The organism is Rothia sp. HMSC069C04 (assembly GCF_001812895.1).
Taxonomy (GTDB): domain Bacteria; phylum Actinomycetota; class Actinomycetes; order Actinomycetales; family Micrococcaceae; genus Rothia.
The window spans coordinates 1-4,958 of the sequence record NZ_KV810708.1 but is presented as its reverse complement, the minus strand read 5'-3'; the positions used below and the strand labels follow the sequence as shown (position 1 = coordinate 4,958).

Genomic DNA, 4,958 nt, shown 5'->3' with positions numbered 1-4,958 from the left:
AAAGTGCCAGGAAATCTCATCTCGAAACAGGCTTCCCGCTTAGATGCTTTCAGCGGTTATCCCTCCCGAACGTAGCCAATCAGCCATGCACCTGGCGGTACAACTGACATACCAGAGGTTCGTCCGTCCCGGTCCTCTCGTACTAAGGACAGCCTTTCTCAAATTTCCAACGCGCGCAGCGGATAGGGACCGAACTGTCTCACGACGTTCTGAACCCAGCTCGCGTACCGCTTTAATGGGCGAACAGCCCAACCCTTGGGACCGACTCCAGCCCCAGGATGCGACGAGCCGACATCGAGGTGCCAAACCATGCCGTCGATATGGACTCTTGGGCAAGATCAGCCTGTTATCCCCGAGGTACCTTTTATCCGTTGAGCGACGGCCGTTCCACAACGTACCGCCGGATCACTAGTCCCGACTTTCGTCCCTGCTCGACCTGCCAGTCTCACAGTCAAGCTCCCTTGTGCACTTACACTCAACACCTGATTGCCAACCAGGCTGAGGGAACCTTTGGGCGCCTCCGTTACACTTTAGGAGGCAACCGCCCCAGTTAAACTACCCATCAGGCACTGTCCCTGAACCAGATCATGGCCCGAAGTTAGACATCCAGATTGACCAGAGTGGTATTTCAACAACGACTCCACACAAACTAGCGTCCATGCTTCACAGTCTCCCACCTATCCTACACAAGCCAAACCAAACACCAATACCAAACTATAGTAAAGGTCACGGGGTCTTTCCGTCCTGCTGCGCGAAACGAGCATCTTTACTCGTACTGCAATTTCGCCGAGTTCATGGTTGAGACAGTAGGGAAGTCGTTACTCCATTCGTGCAGGTCGGAACTTACCCGACAAGGAATTTCGCTACCTTAGGATGGTTATAGTTACCACCGCCGTTTACTGGGGCTTAAATTCTCAGCTTCGCCCAAAAAAGGCTAACCAATCCTCTTAACCTTCCAGCACCGGGCAGGAGTCAGTCCGTATACATCGTCTTACGACTTCGCACGGACCTGTGTTTTTGATAAACAGTCGCTTCCCCCTGGTCTCTGCGACCCATACACGCTCCAGGCAGCAAGTGCCCATCACGCTCAAGGTCCCCCTTCTCCCGAAGTTACGGGGGCATTTTGCCGAGTTCCTTAACCATGATTCTCTCGATCGCCTTAGTATTCTCTACCTGATCACCTGTGTCGGTTTAGGGTACGGGCGGCTAAAACCTCACGCCGATGCTTTTCTCGGCAGCATAGGATCACCAAATCCCCCAAAAACGGGGTCCCATCACGTCTCAGGCACACAGCCGGCGCATTTAACAACCGACAACCCTACACGCTTAGACCACGACAACCATCGCGTGGCTTGGCTACCTTCCTGCGTCACACCTGTTAACACGTTTACCTCCAAAGATCGGGTCCCACAACCCACACAACACACAAACAAAAGCCTGCACATCATGCTTCGCATGGTTAGCATCACAATATCAGTATGGGCGGTTTTTCACCGGTACGGGAATATCAACCCGTTATCCATCGACTACGCCTGTCGGCCTCGCCTTAGGCCCCGACTAACCCAGGGCAGATTAACTTGACCCTGGAACCCTTGATCATCCGGCGGATGAGTTTCTCACTCATCTTTCGCTACTCATGCCTGCATTCTCACTCGCATAGCCTCCACCACTGGTTTACACCGCAGCTTCAACGGCCACACGACGCTCCCCTACCCAACAATCCAAAAAGATCATTGCCACAACTTCGGCGGTGTACTTGAGCCCCGCTACATTATCGGCGCAGAATCACTTGACCAGTGAGCTGTTACGCACTCTTTCAAGGATGGCTGCTTCTAAGCCAACCTCCTGGTTGTCTAAGCAACTCCACATCCTTTCCCACTTAGCACACGCTTAGGGGCCTTAGTTGGTGGTCTGGGCTGTTTCCCTCTCGACAATGAAGCTTATCCCCCACTGTCTCACTGCTACGCTCTCACTTACCGGCATTCGGAGTTTAGCTGACGTCAGTAACCCGTGAAGGCCCATCGGCCATCCAGTAGCTCTACCTCCGGCAAGAAACACGTAACGCTGCACCTAAATGCATTTCGGGGAGAACCAGCTATCACAGAGTTTGATTGGCCTTTCACCCCTATCCACAGCTCATCCCCTCCATTTTCAACTGAAGTGGGTTCGGTCCTCCACGACGTCTTACCGTCGCTTCAACCTGGCCATGGATAGATCACTCCGCTTCGGGTCTAGGTCATGCCACTCAAACGCCCTATTCAGACTCGCTTTCGCTACGGATACCCCACACGGGTTAACCTCGCGACATAACACTAACTCGCAGGCTCATTCTTCAAAAGGCACGCTGTCACCCCAAAAGGCTCCAACGGCTTGTAAGCACACGGTTTCAGGTACTATTTCACTCCCCTCCCGGGGTACTTTTCACCATTCCCTCACGGTACTGATTCACTATCGGTCATTAAGAAGTATTTAGACTTACCAGGTGGTCCTGGCAGATTCACACGAGATTCCACGAGCCCCGTGCTACTCGGGTGGCCACACCACGGACAGAACAATTTCGATTACGGGACTCTCACCCTCTACGGCCGACCATTCCAAGTCGTTCACCTACCATCCTGAACATCATGCCGGCAGCCAGTTAGAACTGCCACTGTGACTCCCACAACCCCCATGATGCAACGCCTAACCGCTATCACACACCACAGGTTTAGTCTCTTCCGCTTTCGCTCGCCACTACTCACAGAATCATTACTTTATTTTCTCTTCCTGCGGGTACTGAGATGTTTCACTTCCCCGCGTTCCCCCCAACCAGCCTATACATTCAGCTGGCGGTAACTCACCATGAAGATGAGCCAGGTTTCCCCATTCGGAAATCCTCGGATCACAGCCCAGTTATCGGCTCCCCGAGGCTTATCGCAGATTCACACGTCCTTCATCGGCTCTTAATGCCAAGGCATCCACCGTGTGCCCTTAATAACTTACACACAATCAAGAAAAATAAGAATCTAAAATCAACAATCAAACCAACACAACGTTGATTCAACGCAAATTCCAGAAGATGCTCGCGTCCACTATATAGTTCTCAAACAACAACCCACAACACAACAACAACACAAACAAAAACACTTGCATCATCACCATGCCAGGCAAACAAAGGAACAACACACACGTGTTACCCCAAAACCCAACAATGCGCCTCATCCAACCCAAAACCAACATTCCACCCATGAGCAAAACCACCCACCCGACACTCGCGGGTAGCATGGCCAACTAAATGTGCTCCTTAGAAAGGAGGTGATCCAGCCGCACCTTCCGGTACGGCTACCTTGTTACGACTTAGTCCCAATCGCCAATCCCACCTTAGACGGCTCCCTCCAAAAGGTTAGGCCACCGGCTTTGGGTGTTACCAACTTTCGTGACTTGACGGGCGGTGTGTACAAGGCCCGGGAACGTATTCACCGCAGCGTTGCTGATCTGCGATTACTAGCGACTCCGACTTCATGGGGTCGAGTTGCAGACCCCAATCCGAACTGAGACCGGCTTTTAGGGATTAGCTCCACCTCACAGTATCGCAACCCTCTGTACCGGCCATTGTAGCATGCGTGAAGCCCAAGACATAAGGGGCATGATGATTTGACGTCATCCCCACCTTCCTCCGAGTTGACCCCGGCAGTCTCCTATGAGTCCCCACCATAACGTGCTGGCAACATAGAACGAGGGTTGCGCTCGTTGCGGGACTTAACCCAACATCTCACGACACGAGCTGACGACAACCATGCACCACCTGTATACCAGCCCCGAAGGGAAACACCATCTCTGATGCGGTCCAGTATATGTCAAGCCTTGGTAAGGTTCTTCGCGTTGCATCGAATTAATCCGCATGCTCCGCCGCTTGTGCGGGCCCCCGTCAATTTCTTTGAGTTTTAGCCTTGCGGCCGTACTCCCCAGGCGGGGCACTTAATGCGTTAGCTACGGCGCGGAAAACGTGGAATGTCCCCCACACCTAGTGCCCAACGTTTACGGCATGGACTACCAGGGTATCTAATCCTGTTCGCTCCCCATGCTTTCGCTTCTCAGCGTCAGTTACAGCCCAGAGACCTGCCTTCGCCATCGGTGTTCCTCCTGATATCTGCGCATTCCACCGCTACACCAGGAATTCCAGTCTCCCCTACTGCACTCTAGTCTGCCCGTACCCACTGCAATACACGGGGTTAAGCCCCGGCCTTTCACAGCAGACGCGACAAACCGCCTACAAGCTCTTTACGCCCAATAATTCCGGACAACGCTCGCGCCCTACGTATTACCGCGGCTGCTGGCACGTAGTTAGCCGGCGCTTTCTCTGCAGGTACCGTCAATCTCTCTTCTTCCCTGCTAACAGAGGTTTACAACCCGAAGGCCGTCATCCCTCACGCGGCGTCGCTGCATCAGGCTTGCGCCCATTGTGCAATATTCCCCACTGCTGCCTCCCGTAGGAGTCTGGGCCGTGTCTCAGTCCCAGTGTGGCCGGTCACCCTCTCAGGCCGGCTACCCGTCGTCGCCTTGGTGAGCCGTTACCTCACCAACAAGCTGATAGGCCGTGAGCCCATCTATAACCACTACATAACGCTTTCCACCAACACCCCATGCGGAGATTGGTCGTATCCGGTATTAGACCCAGTTTCCCGGGCTTATCCCAGAGTTAAAGGTAGGTTACTCACGTATTACTCACCCGTTCGCCACTAATCCACCTAGCAAGCTAGGCTTCATCGTTCGACTTGCATGTGTTAAGCACGCCGCCAGCGTTCGTCCTGAGCCAGAATCAAACTCTCCGTTGAAAAAATAGAAAAGCTTGATAATCTGATCTCAAACAGCGAATCACACACGGGGGTGCGTGACTCAAGCTGACTAAATTTGAAACCATTTGATGATTATCAAATATCAATAAATATTTGGTATTAGTTTCAGTTTCCATCACCATT

The 4,958-nt window shown here is 52.7% G+C and carries 2 rRNA genes; both read right to left on the bottom strand.

Annotation, left to right across the window (positions count from 1 at the left end):
* Nucleotides 1–2,984 (bottom strand): 23S ribosomal RNA (locus tag HMPREF2879_RS00665); the annotation flags it as partial.
* A gap of 303 nt (nucleotides 2,985–3,287) precedes the next feature.
* Nucleotides 3,288–4,814: ribosomal RNA gene (locus tag HMPREF2879_RS00655) — 16S ribosomal RNA — on the bottom strand.
* Nucleotides 4,815–4,958: the final 144 nt, after the last annotated feature.